This is a genomic window from Paenibacillus sp. JT22N12 (assembly GCF_056269365.1).
In genome coordinates, this window is record NZ_JBWDNU010000009.1 from 111,249 (window position 1) to 128,901 (window position 17,653).

General features: G+C 49.2%; 17 protein-coding genes and 1 other annotated feature. Of the genes, 10 read left to right on the top strand and 7 right to left on the bottom strand.

All coding sequences use genetic code 11. The features are described from left to right. Positions 1-83: 83 nt before the first annotated feature. Both AC0YOA_RS26920 and AC0YOA_RS26925 read right to left on the bottom strand, forming a co-directional pair. Positions 84-206, bottom strand: a complete 123-nt coding sequence (locus tag AC0YOA_RS26920; protein ID WP_475789261.1) for a hypothetical protein — start codon at positions 204-206, stop codon at positions 84-86. Positions 207-270: 64 nt separating this feature from the next. Further along, positions 271-765 (bottom strand): DinB family protein, encoded by a 495-nt coding sequence (locus tag AC0YOA_RS26925; RefSeq protein ID WP_475789262.1) that lies wholly within the window; start codon positions 763-765, stop codon positions 271-273. Positions 766-1,112: 347 nt separating this feature from the next. On the opposite strand from AC0YOA_RS26925, the gene AC0YOA_RS26930 reads away from it, so the two are divergent. Continuing rightward, entirely contained in the window at positions 1,113-2,822 is a 1,710-nt protein-coding gene (locus tag AC0YOA_RS26930; RefSeq protein ID WP_475789263.1) for a M20/M25/M40 family metallo-hydrolase, read from the top strand. Between the two features lie 135 nt (positions 2,823-2,957). Here AC0YOA_RS26930 and asd read toward each other — a convergent pair whose 3' ends face one another. Both asd and AC0YOA_RS26940 read right to left on the bottom strand, forming a co-directional pair. Further along, complete coding sequence (gene asd, locus AC0YOA_RS26935) at positions 2,958-4,031, bottom strand: aspartate-semialdehyde dehydrogenase (protein WP_475789264.1); 1,074 nt, start codon at positions 4,029-4,031, stop codon at positions 2,958-2,960. An 88-nt stretch (positions 4,032-4,119) separates the two neighbouring features. Next, positions 4,120-4,379, bottom strand: a binding site (T-box leader). A 69-nt stretch (positions 4,380-4,448) separates the two neighbouring features. Continuing rightward, positions 4,449-4,895 carry a GNAT family N-acetyltransferase gene (locus tag AC0YOA_RS26940; protein WP_475789265.1) on the bottom strand — a complete coding sequence of 149 codons (447 nt, stop codon included), beginning with the start codon at positions 4,893-4,895 and terminating at the stop codon, positions 4,449-4,451. Positions 4,896-5,100: 205 nt separating this feature from the next. On the opposite strand from AC0YOA_RS26940, the gene AC0YOA_RS26945 reads away from it, so the two are divergent. Next, the gene (locus tag AC0YOA_RS26945) at positions 5,101-5,511 is read left to right on the top strand and encodes a hypothetical protein (RefSeq protein WP_475789266.1); all 411 of its coding nucleotides are present in this window, start codon (positions 5,101-5,103) and stop codon (positions 5,509-5,511) included. 31 nt (positions 5,512-5,542) lie between these two features. Here AC0YOA_RS26945 and AC0YOA_RS26950 read toward each other — a convergent pair whose 3' ends face one another. After that, positions 5,543-7,114 (bottom strand): ABC-F family ATP-binding cassette domain-containing protein, encoded by a 1,572-nt coding sequence (locus AC0YOA_RS26950; protein ID WP_475789267.1) that lies wholly within the window; start codon positions 7,112-7,114, stop codon positions 5,543-5,545. A 163-nt stretch (positions 7,115-7,277) separates the two neighbouring features. Between AC0YOA_RS26950 and AC0YOA_RS26955 the strand changes: the two genes are divergently transcribed. From AC0YOA_RS26955 to AC0YOA_RS26980, 6 genes are all read left to right on the top strand, one after another. Further along, a complete protein-coding gene (locus AC0YOA_RS26955) occupies positions 7,278-7,478 on the top strand; it encodes a hypothetical protein (protein WP_210044076.1) in 201 nt (66 codons plus the stop codon). A gap of 8 nt (positions 7,479-7,486) precedes the next feature. Then, complete coding sequence (locus AC0YOA_RS26960; protein WP_475789268.1) at positions 7,487-8,170, top strand: response regulator transcription factor; 684 nt, start codon at positions 7,487-7,489, stop codon at positions 8,168-8,170. After that, positions 8,167-9,435: a HAMP domain-containing sensor histidine kinase gene (locus AC0YOA_RS26965; protein ID WP_475789269.1), complete on the top strand. Its 1,269-nt coding sequence runs from the start codon at positions 8,167-8,169 to the stop codon at positions 9,433-9,435. The genes AC0YOA_RS26960 and AC0YOA_RS26965 overlap by 4 nt, the downstream gene beginning before the upstream one ends. A gap of 133 nt (positions 9,436-9,568) precedes the next feature. Next, entirely contained in the window at positions 9,569-10,330 is a 762-nt protein-coding gene (locus tag AC0YOA_RS26970; RefSeq protein ID WP_475789270.1) for an ABC transporter ATP-binding protein, read from the top strand. 2 nt (positions 10,331-10,332) lie between these two features. After that, the gene (locus AC0YOA_RS26975; RefSeq protein WP_475789271.1) at positions 10,333-12,675 is read left to right on the top strand and encodes an ABC transporter permease; all 2,343 of its coding nucleotides are present in this window, start codon (positions 10,333-10,335) and stop codon (positions 12,673-12,675) included. A gap of 88 nt (positions 12,676-12,763) precedes the next feature. After that, entirely contained in the window at positions 12,764-13,555 is a 792-nt protein-coding gene (locus AC0YOA_RS26980) for a CPBP family intramembrane glutamic endopeptidase (protein WP_475789272.1), read from the top strand. A 9-nt stretch (positions 13,556-13,564) separates the two neighbouring features. Here AC0YOA_RS26980 and AC0YOA_RS26985 read toward each other — a convergent pair whose 3' ends face one another. Next, positions 13,565-14,335, bottom strand: a complete 771-nt coding sequence (locus AC0YOA_RS26985) for an SDR family oxidoreductase (RefSeq protein WP_475789273.1) — start codon at positions 14,333-14,335, stop codon at positions 13,565-13,567. Positions 14,336-14,679: 344 nt separating this feature from the next. Here AC0YOA_RS26985 and AC0YOA_RS26990 point away from each other — a divergent pair, with 344 nt between their 5' ends. Both AC0YOA_RS26990 and AC0YOA_RS26995 read left to right on the top strand, forming a co-directional pair. Continuing rightward, on the top strand, positions 14,680-16,380 hold the full coding sequence (locus AC0YOA_RS26990) for a carboxypeptidase-like regulatory domain-containing protein (RefSeq protein ID WP_475789274.1): 1,701 nt from the start codon (positions 14,680-14,682) through the stop codon (positions 16,378-16,380). Between the two features lie 21 nt (positions 16,381-16,401). After that, complete coding sequence (locus AC0YOA_RS26995) at positions 16,402-16,545, top strand: hypothetical protein (RefSeq protein ID WP_210044073.1); 144 nt, start codon at positions 16,402-16,404, stop codon at positions 16,543-16,545. Positions 16,546-16,734: 189 nt separating this feature from the next. On the opposite strand, the gene AC0YOA_RS27000 is transcribed toward AC0YOA_RS26995, so the two are convergent. Next, positions 16,735-17,589, bottom strand: a complete 855-nt coding sequence (locus tag AC0YOA_RS27000; protein WP_475789275.1) for an AraC family transcriptional regulator — start codon at positions 17,587-17,589, stop codon at positions 16,735-16,737. Between the last annotated feature and the right edge of the window lie 64 nt (positions 17,590-17,653).

Sequence of the window (17,653 nt, forward strand, 5' to 3'; positions counted from 1 at the left end):
AAATTAGTTACAAATAAGGCGATTATAGTCACAAAAAAAAGAGGAGCCGCCATAGCAAGCTCCTCCTCAATGATCTTCTTCATCTAAACCAGCTTCAGCATTTTGTCGACGACAGCGGAGTGAATACCTACCGAGGTTTCCCTCATGTATTCCTCGCGCATCTTGTGCGCTTTCTTGTAGCTGTCGGCCTGCAGCGCCTTCCTCATCTCTTCCTCGGAATCGAAGCTGATCTGGACAATCGCGTCGATTGAAGGTTTGTCTAAGTATAGATTATTTATTTGTCCAGCCTTGTTGTTTGCGCATTAATACAATCTGACCAATATGATACGCATTATGGGTACAAAGATTGGAGATGGCCGCCCACCAGGGGCATTCATCCGGGTAATTGGGGATGTGGGTGTCCAGCTTTGACTCAGGCGAGTCCGCGATCACTTTACGAAATTCCAAGAATGCCGCATCCAGTTTATCTACCGCGGATTTCCAGTTTTCTTCATTCATTTCTTCCTTTATTTCGAAGGTGCTATCGTTATTATTACCAATTGTTATGAAGGTTTCCTTACCGGTAAAGTAGCTCAGCCATTTTTCATTCCAATAGGTCAGATGGCCGGTAAGCTGCCAAATGGAATGACTGGAACCATCACTACGCCAGCCCGCCTGCTCTGCTGTCAGCCCCTGTACGGAATCAAGAAACGTAGGAAACCAGCTCAGGTCATTATGACATGCGGCAAGCTGATCTAACAAAACATCTTTTTTGGAAAAATTCATGTATTACCTCCTCCAGCCTTCATTCCCTTCTCCACAAGTATAAGGCTTTTACAACCTATTTTACCACAGCCTTCGAAGTCTCCTGCCCGTTTGTTCAATCAACTTTTTAAAGCTGCCCCTGCCCGGCAAATGCTGTTTCCCGCTGGTCTGCCCTCGACCAAAGTACGGGAGCGAACTCATTCTCAGGGTCATTCCTGTCCCCTCCCCCCCCCGTATAATTCAGCTCAGGAGGTCGAATTCATGGAAGAAGCCTGATGCAGCTTCGGAACGCCGCCAATCATAGGCAGCGCACCTGCTAATGAAATCGTTTGCAAATTTTCTAAAATTTATAAATCAGGAGTGATCTTGTGTCCCCCCATCATCCGATATCGACCACTACAAAACCAGCAGCCGGCTCGGGTGCAGCCAGGTGGCTGAAGCGAATTTGTATCCTGGCTCTACTGTTCGGTGCAATGCTCATTGGACTGCTTCAAATTCGGGCCCCGCAGCCCGCCGGGCCCGATGCTCCTGAAGACACATTTTCTGCATCCCGCGCGATAGAGAAGCTAAACGTCATTGCGAAGGAACCGCATCCAGTGGGCTCTCCTGCGCATAACCAGGTCCGGAATTATTTGTTGGCGGAGCTCGAAGGCTTGGGCTTGAAGCCGGAGGTGCAGCGAGTGGAGGTCACACCGGGTTTGGAGTCCGGGCTGACAAGCGGGCCGGATCGGCCCAATCTCCAGACAGACGTGCAGACCATAACCATCGAGAACATTTTGGCGCGTGTTCCAGGTACGGACAACAGCAAGGCTGTTATGCTCGCGGCGCATTATGATTCTGTTCCGGAAGGTCCGGGAGCTGCCGATGACGGCTCGGCAATTGCGGCAATGCTGGAGACGGTACGCGCGCTTCAAGCATCGGGGCCGCTTAAGAATGATCTTCTGCTGCTTTTGACAGACGGCGAAGAGCTCGGCATGCTGGGAGCAAAAGCATTTATGAAAGAGCATCCCTCAGCCAAGGATGTCGGAATGGTGCTCAATTTTGAAGCGCGGGGGAATAAAGGGCCTTCCTTCATGTTCGAGACGAGCGAGCAGAACGGATGGATGATCCAGGAATTTATAAAGGCGGCTCCTCAACCGGTAGCTTACTCCCTGATCTATAACGTCTATAAATTAATGCCCAACGATACCGATCTGACGGAATTCCGCGAAGGCGGGCTGCCCGGTCTGAATTTCGCCTTCGGCATGGGCTTGAATGCGTACCATGAGGAGATTGATACGCCGGGGAACCTCGATCGTTCCAGCCTCCAGCATCAAGGAAACTACATGCTTAGCCTGACAAAGCATTTTGGCCAGTTGGATTTGAACGACGTGAAGCAGGAAAACCGGGTTTATTTTAATGTCCTCGGCTGGAGCATGGTCAGCTATCCGGAATCTTGGGCGTTCGGTTTCATGCTGATCGGCGTTCTGTTATTCACCCTTACCGTATGGCACGGCTTGTATCGGCGCCGCTTGAGCCTGAAGGGACTTACAGGCGGCTTCCTCGTGTCCCTGCTTAGTTTGGCGGTGGTATTCGGGGCAGTCAGCTTGGTATGGAATATTCTCCGAGCTAACGTGCCGCATCCGTATTATGTATCAATCGTGAAAGACCCCAGTGTCAGTACGTACTATTTCATCGGCCTGCTGCTGTTCATGCTGCTGATAACGGTTCTGCTAATCCGCTGGTGCTCGCGCTATGTGAAGGCTGAGAACCTGTGGGTCGGCACGCTGCTGCTGTGGGTACTCCTCTGCGCAGCGACGACCCTGTATCTGCCGGGTGGGAGCTACCTGTTCACATGGCCGCTTCTGTTCAGCCTGATCGGGCTGAATGCATCTTACCTGGTGGGCGAAGGGGCCAGGAGCTGGGTATCCACGCTGTTCGCGTTGCCGGGCATCCTGCTGTTCACACCGATATTGTATCTCGTATTCGTCTTGATGACGCTGGATCTGGCAGGCGCGCTGATCACATTCGCAGCGCTGTCATCCACGTTGATTTATCCTCTATTTTGCCTTATGCCCAGGGATCATGGTCACAGATAAAAGCTTCCGTTCCAATTGACCGTAACAGGTATTTCCATTAAAGAAGCAGCGGCAGACTCGGACTCATAAAATAAAGTCTGAGAACTGCCGCTGCTATTATTTGCGCTGCCGTATCGTTCCGTTGATATCCAGGCACTACACGTTCAGCAAACCACGCGCCAGCATCGATTCAGCGAGCAGAACTGCGCCTTTTCCCGCACCCATCTTCGTATTGTGGGAGACCAGGACAAATTTCACGCCACCCAGCACCGGCTCCTCTTCCAGTCTCCCCATACTTGTTGTCATTCCGCCTCCCAGCTCGCGATCCAAGCGGGGTTGAGGGCGAAAAGGGTCATCAAATAGATGAATCATCCGCTCGGGAGCCGAATGTAATTTGCAGCTGTCGAAGGGATTATAGCGATTGATGGCTTCTTTAATTTCAGTTAAATCCGCCTGTTTCTTCAGACCGACAAACACGGATTCCGTGTGCCCATCGAGTACGTTCGCTCTCGTACATATACAATTGATGCTAATCTCCGCCGGAGTAATGCCCTCACTGGAATATCCGCCGAGTATTTTCAAAAGCTCTTTCCTGACTTTCCCCTCTTCGTTCGGGATGTACGGGATGATATTATCCAGAATATCCAGAGTACGAACCCCGGGACTTCTTCCGGCGCCGCTTACGGATTGCATGGAGACCATCAGTACATTTTGAATTCCAAAATGCTCGTGCAGCGGTTTTAACGTCACCGCAAGTCCAGTCACCGTACAGTTGGGAACAGGCAGAACGAAGCCTTTCCAGCTGCGTTCCTGCTGCTGTTTGCGGATTAACTCCGCATGATCATCATTGACTCCGGTAATGAGAAGGGGAGTATCATCGAAGTAACGAAATGCGGATGCCGTCGAGAAGGTCGGGGTCGTTTGGGCAAACCAGGGCTCCAGCTCTTTGGCAAGATCGGATTCAATCGCCGTGAAAATAACATCGACAGAGTCTGGACGGAATTCCCTGGAAGAGACTACCGGAACTCCCGACATATCTCCGGGAACCGGCGTATTCTGTGTCCATCTCGATGATCCGTCTGCTTCCAGCAATGCCTCGTCATACGATTTCAACGTTCTTGATGTAACCATAGTAACTACTTCAAAATTCGGATGATCGGACAATGCCTGCACGAACTGCTGCCCGGCCATTCCCGTTGCTCCAACGATTGCCGCTCTTAATCTGGACATTTGAGTCACTCCTTGTTTAGTATGAATAAACTTTCCGCATGCCGATTATGAAAACAAAAAAAATCTCACCCCCAAGACTGTAAAAAGTCTCAGGGACGAGATTAATATGCTCGTGGTACCACCCGGATTCGCAAATATGTCGCCATATCCGCCTCTTCGAGTACGGCATCTCTATCGAGGATGCTTATACTCTAGCTCTATAACAGGAGCTCCTGTTACACCATCCCCTCACAGGTTCCGATGTACAGCTCAGAGGCTTTCTTCAATAAAGGATTCCTCACTCCTTTTCAGCTGCCGGAGCTCTCTGTGGAAGAATGCTTCATTTACTTTTCTCATCATCGCATTTTAAGTATTGGAAAAAGAATAACAATTAATCGAAGTAGAGTAAAGATATTTTTGTATCGCGATGTCCTGCCTTTAGGGAATTTGAAGCAAACGGATGATTTCACCGTCTATTACTTCTTCACTGACCTTATTAAACCCCAAGGATTCATAGAGGCTCCCGGCAATCCCGTTATTGGGTCTATGTCCAATCATTAATTTTTTACATTTCATCAGGCTCATGAGTTCGATTAGTTTTTTCATTGCCGCTTTCCCGTAGCCCTTGCCTTGATGCTTTTCATCGATCATGAAGGCAGGTATCCAGTAGTTTCCGTCGTTATCCGGCTTATTGCAGAATACAATAAACCCGATTAATTCTTCATCCCGATATACGGCTTGCAGTTCATATTCATCTATATATTTGGATTCGGCAATCCAGTAAACAACAGGTGCCGGAAAAACACCGAGCTGCTCTGTCTTGACTTTAAGCTTCGTACAATCATACCAGTTCCCGGCAGACACCGGCTTTAGAATAATTCCCATGGACATTTCCTCCCGAGGTTGACTTCACAGAGGAATCGGACTGGCTCCTCTGTCTCTAAAACAATACTCCTCTTGATACGGCCACCACAGATTGGATATTGTTCATACCACACCACTCCCCTCAAAATGAAAAATAATTCGCCAAAATAGGGATAACCCCTGACAGCATACTAATAAACTAACCAACGAATAAAAGGAGGGGCGCATGAATTTTTTATTAAAACCTCTGATCCTTCTTTTTACTTGCCTTTTTATTTATCCTGCCATTATTTTCTCTGTCCTTGTCCTGGTCTTAACATCATCATGGAAATCAGGAATAGTAATGCTAAGCCTGGCTCTGCTGCTGCTAATTATCGTGAAATTTTGTTCAAGCAATCTGCCTATTCGCAGAACAAGCAACCGGGAGCTGAGGATTCCCCACGATCCTCCCATTCATGAAACTCATCCACCACCGCTCAGTGATATATACCATGAGATCATCTCCCGGCACCATGAACAGGAGCTGTTTGGAAAAAGGATAGAACAACAAACCGATTCTGCGCTGGACCATAATCTCCCCGACAGATGTCCCTGCTGCCATGACCATGAATGCCGCCGGCTGGCCGTGAAGCACTAAAGCCAATGTCCCCCGCTCATTCGCTTACAATCTATACATTCTGCTCGCTTATTCCGGATTCAGGATCAAACGCGAGCATTTTTGTCGCTATTTTATCGATGAAAAACCGGTCATGGCTGACCGTAACTACAGCTCCGGGAAAATGAATCAAGGCCTGCTCCATGACCTGTATGCTGGTCAGATCGAGATGGTTGGTTGGCTCATCCAGTATGATGACCGCTGCTCCCGAGAGAAGGCATTTCGCCAGAGCCACCCGGGCCATCTGGCCGCCGGAAAGGGTGCCAATGACTTTGCCCAGATCCAGCTCCGAGAACTGCAGCATGGATAGAAACTTGTTCACTTTTTTCCGGGGAGCATCCAGTCCAAGGCCGTAAATATTCACCGCATGACTGACGGTATCCTTAAGATCAAGCTCATCCCACATCCGGTTGAAATAAGCGTAGCTGACGCCTTTCTCCCAGATCACTTCGCCGGAGTCGGGCTGTTCCTGTCCCGTAAGCACCTTGATCAGTGTGGACTTTCCGCTTCCATTGGGACCCACGATAACCAGGCGGTCCTCCTTCTGGATATCGAAGCTTACGTTCTGGAATATCCGCCGGTCTCCATATGTCTGCCCTACCTGCTTCAGCTCGCACAGCTTGTCCGGGAACCGCAATTTCTCATAAATGTCGGTAATGAGCACGTTAACCGGATGAGGCTCAATCCGCTTCTTCCGGTCAGCCAGCTGACGCGACAGCCTGTCTTTTGAGGTTTTTTTGTTCGCGCGGCTGTCGATCGCCTCAGACTCCATGATGAGCAGCTCTTCCTCCCACTCGAACTGGCGGATCAATTCTTTTTTGCGCAGCTTCTTTTTTCGGATGAAATCGGTATAATTCCCTTCGTATTCCTGAAAATGATAGTTCTCAATCTCAATCGTACGCGTAACCACTCTATCGATGAACTGCCGGTCATGAGATACCAGAATCATTGCGCCATTGTAGCGGTGCAGCCACTGCTCCAGCCACACCAGACCATCCAGATCCAGGAAGTTCGTCGGCTCGTCGAGCAGTACGACATCGGGAAGCTCAATCAGGATTTTGGCGAGCGCGGCGCGGTTCCTCCATCCGCCTGACAGCTCATTGACGGGCTGATTGCGGGACCTGTCATCGAATCCCAGCTTGGTTAGAACCGTATTGATTTCCACGGACACATTCCAACCGTCCAAATGCTCCATCTGTTCAAAAAGCTTCGCCTGCCGCTCCAGCAGCCCCTCCATCTCGCCATCATCCGTAACAAGGCCCAGCTTCTCTCCTACTTCCTGCAGCTCCCGTTCGATCAGCGCAACCTCCTCGAAGCACATTTCCAGCTCCTGCTGCACAGACATGCTTCCCTGCATTTCCGAGAATTGAGAGAAATAGCCGATTTTGACCTGGGGATCTATTTCCACTTTTCCGGACGTAGGCTCCTCTTTGCCCAGGATCAGCTTGAACACAGTAGATTTACCGGCGCCATTGCGTCCAATAAGACCGATGCGCTCTCCTTTGCCCACACGAAAATAGATATCGCGAAAAATCAATGTATCTTCATATTTTTTGGTTACATTCTCCATACGAATTACGCTCATCGCCATCACCCTTCTTAATCCCGCTATGTCTAACGTGATTATAACCCAGATCCCCCTTAATGTTTCATATCCTTGATCCCCGCTTCGTTTTTTCTGCGGACAACCGCCATTTGGGCTATACTGGAGTGGATAAATATAAACTCACAGACGAGGTGCTTGTCCCATGAAATCCAAACCAGCCAATCCGCTCCTCATTGCAGTGTTCGGCGTGATGCTCGTCATCTTCGGCATTGTCGACATGATCTACGTCAACAAGCCGATGGGCATTATCCTGCTCGCCATCGGCTTAGTCCTGGTGGGAGTCGGAGTGAACAAATACAAAGCCCTGAAGCTCCAGCTTCAGCAGCAGCGGAAAAAAGGCTGATTCCCGCTATGAAATATGATTGTTTAATTGTAGATGACGAGACGGTACTCGCAGAGGCAACCTGCGAGTACTTTGATATGTTCGATGTCCGATCCGCTTATGTGACAAGCGCGGGGGCTTGCCTGGATTTTTTGCAGGAAAATGAAACCTCGCTTATCCTTCTGGATATTAATCTCGGGGACTCCTCCGGCTTTGAGTTATGCAAAAGGCTGAGGCAAACGACACAGATTCCCATTCTGTTTATCAGCGCCCGCACCAGCGATGACGATATCCTGATCGGGCTCAATATTGGCGGCGACGATTACATCCCCAAGCCCTACACACTCAGCATACTGCTTGCCAAAGTTAAAGCTGTGCTTAAAAGATACGGCAATGCCAGCCCCATTGAAATGCTGGAATTTGGCCAGGTCAAGATCGACTGCTTGCTGCACCGTGTCCATGTAAAGGGTGTGGAGATCAGGCTTAAGACGCTGGAATATAAGCTGATCTGCTACCTGGCGGGAAATAAAAACAGGGTAATAACCAAAGAGGAGCTGTTCCAAAAGGTGTGGGGCGATTCGTTCGCAGGTGATGGAACGCTTAATGTTCATATCCGGCATCTGCGCGAGAAAATAGAAGACAACCCCAATGAACCGCAATATATTAAAACCGTATGGGGAACCGGGTATGTGCTGGAGGATCGCGGGCAATGAGAGCCAAAGGGCTGATCGCGACGATTTTTATTGTTTTTGCCGCTGGCTTGGCTCTATCTTTTCAAATGATCAATACGAACCTGAATACGGATGTGGACGTTGTGGCCGTGAATGAGGCGGTAAAAACGGTTGAACGCTATTGGGGACATCTCGGGCAGGGAAACTACAGTGCCGTGCAGGAGCAATTCGTCGTTATTGACAACGACGGCAGCATCCTTTATCAGACAGCCAGCGGTCTTTCCCTGACCCTGAATGAAGCGCTCAAAAACAGGAATACGATCGTGGATGTGAAGCTGAATGGCGACCTTGTCGGGAAGCTGATGATTCACAATGATTACGAAGCGAAGGTACAGTATGACAAGAAGAAACTTATATTTGTCATTATATCAACATTCTCGATGATCATCCTGCTGTGTATATTATATCTGATCTACATGAATCAAACGGTGTTTAAACCCTTCAAAAGGCTGAAGAGCTTCGCCCTCAATGTGGCGCGGGGCAACTTGGACATCCCTTTGAAAATGGACAAAAATAATCGGTTCGGCGCGTTTACGGAAAGCTTTGATCTGATGCGCGAGGAATTGGCGGCAGCCCGGCAGAGCGAATACGAGGCCAACCGCAGCAAGAAGGAGCTTGTAGCCAGCTTAAGCCATGACATCATAACGCCGGTGGCATCCATTAAGGCGGTAAGCGAATTAATGCTGATGCGCGCTGCCGACGAGAAAACGATCAAGCAGTTAAACACGATCTATTCCAAAGCTGAGCAGATTAATCTGCTGGTGAACGACATGTTCCATGCGACGTTAGAAGAATTGCAGGAATTAAAGGTGTCCGTCACCGAGGAGCTTAGCCAGGTCCTTGACTCTATCATAGCCAATGTAAATTTTGACGATCAAATCCAATACGACCCGATTCCCGACTGTATTCTCTTAATGGACGCAGCCCGCCTGCAGCAAGTATTTGACAATATTTTAAGCAATGCCTATAAGTATGCCGGCGCCTCTGTCAAGATTGCCTCCGTTCTCAGCCATCCCCATTTGGAGCTTCATATCATGGATTACGGAAACGGCATTCATGAAGACGAGCTGCCTCTATTGTTCAACAAATTCTTCCGGGGAAGCAATGTAGGAGGGCAAAACGGATCAGGGCTTGGACTATTCATTTCCAAATATCTGATGCAAAGCATGCAGGGCGATATTGTCTGCCATAACCGGGATGACGGCTTTACGGTTACACTTAGAATTAAACTGGCGGGGACGAATTAAGAAACGGTTAAGGATTCGGCAAAGCTTGACTAAGAATTGCTTTGTATAATGAGACTGTAAGCTACTTTACAGTCTTATTTTGTATGGAATCGGATGAAATTGAATTTAAGCGTCGATAAAGGAGAGCTGCCCCGTGCAACGCACAATATTGAGAACCGAGAAATTATGTAAAACCTTTTCCAACGGCGGCATACAGCAGCATGTACTGAAAAATCTTGATATCAGTCTGATGGAAGGTGACTTTACTGTCATTATGGGCAGCTCGGGTTCGGGAAAATCGACTCTGCTCTATGCGCTTTCCGGTATGGATAAACCCACTTTGGGCACCATCCATTTTGGAGATCGTGATATTTCCAGGCTTAATCATGATCAGCTCGCGGTATTTAGACGAAATCATTGCGGGTTTGTGTTCCAGCAGGTCCATCTGCTGGACAACATGAGCGTATTGGATAACGCGCTTGCGAGCGGCCTGCTGGTCAATAAAAACAAGCGCGAAGTCGTATCCAGAGCCAAACAGCTGCTGACCCAGGTGGGGCTCGACCAGGCATCGTGGGGAAAATTTCCCTCTCAGCTGTCCGGTGGCGAGGCGCAGCGGGCAGGGATCGTCCGCGCGCTCATCAACAGCCCGCGAATCGTGTTTGCAGACGAGCCGACGGGCGCGCTCAATTCTGCCGCAAGCGACAGTGTACTGGATGTGTTGACCGGAGTCAACCTCAATGGACAGAGCATTGTGATGGTCACCCATGACCTCAAAACAGCATTGCGGGGGAACAGAGTACTCTACCTGCGTGACGGTGTCATTTGCGGAGACCTGAGCCTGGGCGCTTTTCTCGCGGAGCATAATCAGACGAGGCATGAGAAGCTAAATGCTTTCCTTGCCGGCATGGGGTGGTAACGATGAATATCGGTAATCTTGCCCTGGCCAATATCAGAAGAGGCAAAGGTGCGGCAATCTCTCTGTTCATTTTGATTTTTATTGCCGGGCTGCTTCTGAACATAGGACTGACGGTTATTTTCAAAATCAATACCTTTTATGAGGATAAGGTGGAGGAGCTGCACGATGCGCACTTGAGTATCGTCAGAGAACGCGCGGACTATACAGAAGACCAGGGAAGTTTTCTCCACGCTTATCCGGGCGTGAAGGAAGCCGAAACAGAAAACTTCCTGCTGATGAGCACGGCCAAGTTCCGTTATGGCGACAGCGACCTGAGCATTGGTACGGCCCTGCTCAATGCGGATGCCAACCGGACAATTGCGCCGATGAAGCTGATTGAGAAGCTGGAGCCTGCCAAGGGCGACGATATTTATATCTCGTACAGCTTTAAGTCGAGCGGCGGCTACAAGCTGGGCGATTCCATTACCATTACGTATCTGGACAAGGAATATCATTACCGGGTCGCGGGATTTTTTGAGGCAACGATGATGGGAACAAACAACATGAGCATGATGAAATTCTTTTTGCCGGAATCCGCTTATCTCCGATTGTCCGGCGAGCTGGGAGAGAAGGCCGGCGGCACCTTGATATCCGCGATCTTTGCTGACAGTGCGATATCGTCCCGGCTGCTGGACGACTACAACAAGCAGTTTCCTCATCCGGCCGTGGGGACATCCGTTCCCTTCTTTTGGGCGGCTGATCTGGAAATGATGCAAAGCGCAATGATGACGATCAATATTATCGCCATGATTTTGGTTGCTTTTGCGGCTGTCATCGTGCTCGTCTCGCTTATTGTAATCAAATTCCGCGTAACGAACAGCATCAATGACGGTATCGTGAATATTGGCGTCCTTCAGGCGACAGGGTATACAAACGGACAGATTCTCACCTCTATCACGCTGCAATTTGTGCTGATCACCCTTGCGGCCGGCATTGCAGGTGCCGCGGGCTCTTATGCCATAATGCCCGTATTCGGCGGTATTGTCTCTTCTTTAACAGGACTGCTGTGGTCTTACAGCTTTGCCGCTTCCCTTAATCTGGCCAGCGTGCTGATCCTTGCCCTGTCGGTGCTCACGGTGACGCTGCTCTCCACTCTGCGGATCAGAAGGCTTCACCCTGTCGCGGCGCTGCGGGGCGGCATTATGACGCACAGCTTTAAGAAGAACTTTTTTCCGCTTGAGAAAACCGGAGGCGGCCTTCACTTCATGCTTGCCTGCAAAACCATGATGGCCAGTCGCAGACAGAATCTGATGATTGCCGCGATTTTTGCAGCCGTCACCTTTGCGTCTGTCTTCTCCGTCGTGCTGTATTACAACATTGCGGCAGATAAGACGGCTTTCCTCCATCTTGTCGGGGCGGAGACGTCCAATGTCATGGTTATGGCCAAATCCGGTACGGACAGCAAAATGCTGACTGCGAATATCGATCAAATGGACGGTGTTTCGAAGACTTCTCTACTGGACATGATCACCGTGAGAATTGACGATCAACCTTTTTATACGAATATTTCGGATGATTACAGCAAGCTGAATAACAACAACGTTTATGAAGGGCGGTATCCGCAGTTCGATAACGAAATCGCCTTATCCTGGATGGTGGTCAAGCGGCTTCACAAAAATATCGGCGATACCGTCAATGTGGAAGCGGACGGCAAATCGTATTCATTTCTGGTTACCGGGTTAAGCCAATCCATTAACAATTTAGGACAAATCGCCTCTTTAACCTTGACTGGCATACAGCATTTAATCCCTGATTATGCCATTAAGACGATCAATGTCTATTTGAAGGGTATAGATAACGAGCGTTTTATGCAAAGCCTCAAAGCCCGGTATGTCAATCAGACAGAGGATATTACCGATGTCGATGAAATGCTCGGCAGCCAGAGCGGCATTTATATATCCGCCGTATTTGCCATCATGATTATGATACTTGCCATAACGGTACTGGTCGTAACTCTGATTCTCTATCTCGTGATCAAGGCCATGATTTACAAACGAAAAAGGGAATTCGGCATTATGAAGGCGACAGGGTATACGGCGTTCCAGTTGATGACGCAGATTGCACTGGGTTACGTTCCGGTAGTGATAGCCGGTGTGATTACCGGAGGCGTGCTGGGAGGGCTGTACACCAATAAGGTCCTGTCGCTGCTGCTGGTCGGCGCCGGTATTCATAACGTTCAGTTCGTAGTCAACATTCCCCTTGCAGTCGCGCTTTGCATTGGACTTGCCGTTCTGGCCTACCTCGTTTCGATGCTGGTATCGTTCAGAATCAGGCGGATTACAGCTTATAGTTTATTTACGGAGTAGATCAAGCAGAGCCGGCTACTTGCAACAAGTGCGCTATCACGACGTCATGATGAATTATTTGAAGATAAGCACCTGGAGGAAGCAAACCATGGAAAATAAACACATGTCCGGATCTAAATTGGCTCTAATGGTCTTCATCTACTATGCAATCACTTCAATTGCCTCACTGGTTCTGGGGATCATACAGCCTGGCACGGGCATCCCTGAGGTCGTCATTGAATTGACCCAGTTTGGACCGGCACTTGGCGTCCTGGCTGCCCTGCTGCTTTTTTCCGGCGGACAACGCCCTTCTTTCTCTACCGGACTTAGCCTAAACCCCATCGTCCTGCGCCGTTTAATGGCTGTGATTATGATAGTCGTCTTTATATTCGCAGCAGCAATTATCTGGTGTAAGCTATCCGGGCATCCGCTTGACTACATCTCCCCATCCGCATTGCCGCAGCCGTTCTGGCTGATTGTCATTGCCCAATTTATTGGCGCTGCCGGTGAAGAGTTGGGTTGGCGCTGTTTCATGCAGCCCATGCTGCAGACCAGATTCAGTGTACTCCTCTCATCCATCATAGTCGGACTGTTCTGGGGGATATGGCATATTGGCGTCTTCTCCGAAGGATGGTTGTATGCCATCCTGTTCATCATAAGCACGGTCTCCATTTCAGTTATCCTGGGAGAGCTGCTGCGTGACGCGGGAGGGAATAATCTTCTGATCGCGACAACGTTTCATGCACTTATTAATCTGGGGCTGCTCTTATTCTTCAATGAAGAAAGCGGCGGCCTGTTGGATATGGCAGTATTCTCCACTTCCTGTCTGGCAGCAGCAATAGTCCTCCTGTTTATTCAGGCAGGGCTGGCCAAACGACAGATCCCCGATGCTTCAATATAAAATAAATCTCTACCAAGCGACAGGCTTGCGCTCGCGAAAAAATCCGCCGCTTGGACCTTCTTCATCCAGAGTTGCCAGCCAGACGGCCGTATCTGCTCCTTCTGCAACCGTCAAGGGAGCAGGCAGGCCTTCTGCGGCTGCCTGGGAAGCAGCCTCTCTTCCCATATCCGTTTGTACCCTTCCAGGACAAACGGCGTTGACTTTGATACCTGTTCCGGCCACATCCTGTGCGGCTAAACACGTCAAGGCATTGACCATGGTTTTGGAGATGCGGTAGGCTGACGAAGATCCCTTAAGACCCAACAATCCCTCCAGAATCTCAAAAGCTCCCAGGCCAGATGACAGATTGACGATGCGTCCATACTGATGTTCTTTCATCAAAGGAACAACAGCTTGAATCATTCGCAATACGCCAAAATAATTAGTCTCGAATGTCTCCTTTATTACGGACTCTTTCACATCCAACACAGAAACGCCGTAATCCCGTATGATTCCAGCATTATTTACCAATACATCCAGACGTCCATATTGTTGCTTTACTCTCTCTGTCATCCTGCTGACGCTTACCGGATCATTCACATCGACGACCTGCAGCTCAACTGCCAGTCCTTCCTGACGCATCTCTTCAACTGCATGCCGTCCCTTGTCTTCATCCCGGCAGCCGATCAATACTTGCAGCCCTCTCAAAGCCAGCTGCCTGGCGATTTCCCTCCCTATACCGCGGTTGCCTCCTGTAACCAGGGCAATTCGGGGGATTTCCTGATTCATTTTACTGATCATTTGTCCGTCTCCTTCACGTAAAATCTTTCTTCGATAAATCATATTCCGTATCTGATACTCTAATCCATCACATCATGTGAAGGTCAAGCCTGACCGGACTCGAAGTGGAGGATCTCAACGGGGTACGGCTGCGATGTTCGAACGGATGCTGAAACAGGCATTCTAATCATCCATTACAGAATTTTGAAAAGTGCTGGATAAGCTGCCAATTATCACTTTTCAGCAACTTTTTCATGAAATTGTACAGCTCACTAAATTGTTAATAGCTCCCACTTTTCAACACCAATTTGTGGTATTCTTTATAAAGAATGAAACTTACCTTTATAACGAAAAGGAGGATTGAGATGAAAACAGTTTTACCCAGAGTGTATATTGTGAAGTTGGTCGTTTTAGTAGTGTTCGCCATTCAACTGCTCAATTTCAATGCCGGCTTTGCTGCTGCGGATCCCGTAACCTATGCCCCCTTGCAGGGAACCATTACCGATGAGAATGGTCTGCCCATTCAAGGGGCCAGTCTAAAGGTCTTTGCCGCCTATGCCAATAGTCATTTTCCTGGACCGGAGACCGCCAGTGCGACTACTGATCAAAACGGACATTATGAAATTCCGGAATTTCACCGGAGTGACTTCACGAATCTTGTTGTGCTTACCGTTAAAGGCCACCCGGTAATGAAAGACATCGGAATTGGGGCAACCACTTTCGATTTCCAGTATGACCCGGCCATGATCGAGAAGATCGAGGGCACGATTACTTTGAATGGTATTGCCGTTCCCGATCACACGGTAAGCGTGGGATTCCGGGTCCGCTCAAGCTGGTGGATTGAATTGGGCTCGGACATGACCGATTCCAACGGTCACTATGAAATTGAATATAACGCAACACCGCATACAGCATTGGAAATAGCAGTCAATACAGACTCGAGCTTCAGCTCATTATCCGATGTAAGAATCGGCAATCACGCATCTATTGAAATTCCAGCCCCTCCTCATACCATCTATGGTACCGTAACTGGATATTTCGCATCCGCGTATTACGGACTAAACGCCGCAACGGTAGAATTGAGCGATGGCTCTGTAGCTTATACGAGCAATATCGGTGCTTTCGTCTTTTTTAACAAACCTGACAGCAATTATAAGATTACAGTATCAGCCGAAGGGTACCGAAGCTCGTCAATCCAAGCTGCCGCTTCTTCAGCGCCGCTTGACATTGCATTAAATCTTGTTGATATGCCTCCTGCGGTGACGGCTGTGGCCAGTCGGCCTCCCGATGTCGATGGGGGGTATCTCGGTTCGTGGTATACGGACGATGTAACGGTTTCCTTTATAGCAGAAGATAATGATGAGACGCCGGTTGCTACGATTTCCCCGCCTCAGATTGTATCTGCAGAAGGCGGGCATTACATCCATGGGTTTGCCACAGACACCGCCGGCAATACGGGGGAAGCTGATATTTTCATCTCGGTCGACAAGAGCCCGCCTGTTACAGCTGTAAGTGAGATTACCTACGAGCCCTATCAACCTTACGCTTACGTTCATTTTGCAGCGAGTGATACGGTTTCGGGTGTAGAGGAGTGGACGTATTATACCGTTGATGGCGGTCCTGTCAAAAAGACGTATCGGGGAGACGTCCACTACGCCGTCATTGACGGTGGTCCCGGAGCCCATATTCTTGAGTTCTGGAGTATTGACCGGGCGGGGCATGTCGAGGCCAGGAATCAAATGACTGTAAACATTGAAAATAAAACAGCCCCCATCACGAAATATCATCTTGATCCGATTTTTGCAGTAAATAGTGCCGGGAACCAGTACATCAGCGGGTTCACTCTTACTCTCAAAGCCTTTGGTGACCCCAGCGGATCAGGAGTGAAGGACACCTTCTATTGGATCAACGAGGGACCCCGGATCACATATACGGGTCCGATTGCGATAATGGCCGGCCAGGTACATTATGTACGTTATTACAGTACAAGTCTCTCTGATATACCAGGCCAACAGAACTCAATGAATTTTGTGACTGGTCAATTTTCGGGCTCCGGAAGTTTTTAAATCAAAGGAGATGGGACAAAAGTGAATGATGCAGACGATGCCGCAGTCAAGAAAAAAGAGTGGAAGCCGCCTACCCTGGAGTCGCTGGAAATTAAGGACACTGCCTACTGGGAATATCAATGGGATATTGAGACCGGGTGGTGGAAAGAGGTTTGGATAAGTTAATCCGGCATTACAAAACCAGAACGCGGGAAGCAGGTCCCGCGTTCTTTTCATTTTACGATGGTAAATTATCCGCACTTACAGCAATTGGTGTGACTTAAGAATGCTTTTTTGCTTTACTTTTAACATATTGGGACGATTCGGTCTGTAAGGATAGCATTACTAATTCGTTTTTTAATGGGGATCAAACCGCTAACGAAAATTAAGGACAAACTCACGGGGAGTGACCCCGAGGATACGTTTGAAATGGCGGTGAAAATGGCTCTGATCGCTGAACCCCAGCGATGCGGCAACCTCATGGATGGGACGCCCGCCGAGCAGCAGATGCTGGGCTTTGCGGATTCGCTCTTGAATGACATACCGGTGAGGCGGCAGCCCTGTAGCCTCTTTGAACAGCCTCATAAAATGGGATGGGCTTACATGCGCCGCTGCTGCAATATCATCCAGGGAAATATCCTGTTCCAAATAATCATGAATATACTGCAGGGCTCCGTCCAATTGCTTTCGGGCCAGCTGTCTGGGGGAAGCCGCTTGACGTGAGGAAGCCGTACCAAACCGATGCAGCAAGTGCATGGACAAGAGCCGAATAAGGGAATCGGTATACAGCTTGCCTCCCGGCCCGCCATTCTTCATATCTTCGTACAGCCACTGGGCTACCTGCACAACCCGATCGTCCTGCAGCCGGATTTGTCTTCCAAAATCAATGGCCGTGCCGCCTCCAAGAGGAAGCTCCAGCTCGGCGGCGACTTTCGCGGTTAATAGCGGAGACAAGTCCAGCCTCAGAAAGGAAAGTTCTTCATCCCACCTGCAGTACGACATATCACCTGCCGAGAACAAATTAATGTGGCCAGGCATTGCAATGCCTTCTCCATGATATCCGTCAGCCCGTTCAAACACTCGCACCGGCTGCGGCGTTTTATGAATAACAATCAGATGGCTGTCCAGAGCCGGCTCGAACGCTTCCTGCGGGGAGACGCCCTCCCAGGCCGAAATTTTCAATTCGGACCACCCCGAAGCATCATTCGTAGCAACAGGTGAATCTGGCAAGGAACCATCCCCTTTTCATAGTAGAGTCTCGAAAAAATACCTAGTTCTCTATCATTTTACCGTA

Coding starts and splice junctions, on each gene's coding strand:
- AC0YOA_RS26975 (WP_475789271.1), top strand. CDS start 10,333: ATGAATATCGGTAATCTTGCCCTGGCCAATATCAGAAGAGGCAAAGGT.
- AC0YOA_RS26960 (WP_475789268.1), top strand. CDS start 7,487: ATGAAATATGATTGTTTAATTGTAGATGACGAGACGGTACTCGCAGAG.
- AC0YOA_RS26965 (WP_475789269.1), top strand. CDS start 8,167: ATGAGAGCCAAAGGGCTGATCGCGACGATTTTTATTGTTTTTGCCGCT.
- AC0YOA_RS26980 (WP_475789272.1), top strand. CDS start 12,764: ATGGAAAATAAACACATGTCCGGATCTAAATTGGCTCTAATGGTCTTC.
- AC0YOA_RS26950 (WP_475789267.1), bottom strand. CDS start 7,114: ATGAGCGTAATTCGTATGGAGAATGTAACCAAAAAATATGAAGATACA.
- AC0YOA_RS26925 (WP_475789262.1), bottom strand. CDS start 765: ATGAATTTTTCCAAAAAAGATGTTTTGTTAGATCAGCTTGCCGCATGT.
- asd (WP_475789264.1), bottom strand. CDS start 4,031: ATGTCCAGATTAAGAGCGGCAATCGTTGGAGCAACGGGAATGGCCGGG.
- AC0YOA_RS26990 (WP_475789274.1), top strand. CDS start 14,680: ATGAAAACAGTTTTACCCAGAGTGTATATTGTGAAGTTGGTCGTTTTA.
- AC0YOA_RS26920 (WP_475789261.1), bottom strand. CDS start 206: ATGAGGAAGGCGCTGCAGGCCGACAGCTACAAGAAAGCGCACAAGATG.
- AC0YOA_RS26955 (WP_210044076.1), top strand. CDS start 7,278: ATGAAATCCAAACCAGCCAATCCGCTCCTCATTGCAGTGTTCGGCGTG.
- AC0YOA_RS26985 (WP_475789273.1), bottom strand. CDS start 14,335: ATGATCAGTAAAATGAATCAGGAAATCCCCCGAATTGCCCTGGTTACA.
- AC0YOA_RS26945 (WP_475789266.1), top strand. CDS start 5,101: ATGAATTTTTTATTAAAACCTCTGATCCTTCTTTTTACTTGCCTTTTT.
- AC0YOA_RS26940 (WP_475789265.1), bottom strand. CDS start 4,895: ATGGGAATTATTCTAAAGCCGGTGTCTGCCGGGAACTGGTATGATTGT.